This is a genomic window from Streptomyces sp. NPDC031274 (assembly GCF_055570235.1).
This window is the reverse complement of the sequence record NZ_JBVIHP010000370.1, coordinates 1-1157: the sequence shown is the minus strand read 5'-3', so window position 1 is coordinate 1157 and position 1157 is coordinate 1. Positions and strand designations below refer to the sequence as shown.

1 protein-coding gene and 1 pseudogene are annotated in these 1157 nt (G+C 69.1%); both read left to right on the top strand.

Annotated features, from left to right (window positions below; translation table 11 throughout):
• A pseudogene (locus ACZ5CR_RS46460) lies at window positions 1-335 on the top strand (CehA/McbA family metallohydrolase); the annotation flags it as partial.
• A gap of 81 nt (window positions 336-416) precedes the next feature.
• Window positions 417-1157: hypothetical protein (locus ACZ5CR_RS46455; RefSeq protein ID WP_468870091.1), on the top strand; the 741-nt coding region annotated here is incomplete at its 3' end.

Genomic DNA, 1157 nt, shown 5'->3' with positions numbered 1-1157 from the left:
AGAACAAGAACGTCACGCTCAAATTCACGGCCACCGGCGGCAGGGGCAAGCAAGCGGGCATCGGCGAGCGCCTCTACGTCGAGCAGGACGCCCCGGTGACGGTCCGCCTGGACGTCACGGGCGCCCCCGACTGCACGATCCGCTTCGTGACGGACCAGGGCGTCCTCTTCACCGCCCCGGCACTGCCCGCCTCCGGAACCGGCACGGCGGAATGGCGGACGACGCCCTCGTACTCGGCGTACGTACGGGCGGAGGTCCGCCACGCACCGACGGTGCCGGGCCTCCCGGGCCCTCTGGCGGCGTTCACGAACCCGGTGTTCCTGGGCCGGGGCTAGTCCCTCCGGGGGCGGCACAAGGGGGCCTCACCGATCTCCATAGAGTCGAGGCTCCCCCAGCCCTCTCACCAGGAGATTCTCATGCCGTCCACAAGGCCCCGCGTCCTGTTCGTCACCGACCTCACCTACGAGGCGCGGGGCCGCCGGTACTGCGACGAGGACATCGCGCTCGCCTCCCGCCTCCGCGAGGACTTCGACACGGCGCTCTGCCACCCGCTGGACGCGGCAGCACTGATGGACTCGTTCGACGCGACATTGGTCCGCAACAGCGGCCCGGTCCTGAACCACCAGTCGTCGTTCGACGCCTTCCGCACCCGGGCACTCGCCTCCGGCGCCCGCGTCTACAACCAGCTGACCGGCAGCGCGGACATGGCGGGCAAGCAGTACCTCGTCGACCTGATGGCGGAGGGCCTCCCGGTGATCCCGACGGTCGACCGCCTGGCGGACGTGGGGAAGCTCCCGGACACGGCCGAGTACGTGATCAAGCCCAAGCAGGGCGCGGACTCGATAGGCCTGAAGTTCCTCACCCGAGCCGAACTGAAGACCCACGCCGACGCCGAAGCCGAAGCCGACGGAACCCTCCTGATCCAGCCCCGCATCGACTTCACGTACGAGGTGTCGTTCTACTTCATCGACGACACCTTCCAGTACGCCCTGCACGCACCGCACCCCGACAAGCGCTGGGTCCTGGAGCCCTACACCCCGTCCCCCACCGACCTGGCCTTCGCCCAGAGCCTCATCGACTGGAACACGATCGACCACGGCATCCAACGCGTCGACGCCTGCCGCGCGCGCTCTGGCGAACGGCTCCTGGTCGAACTG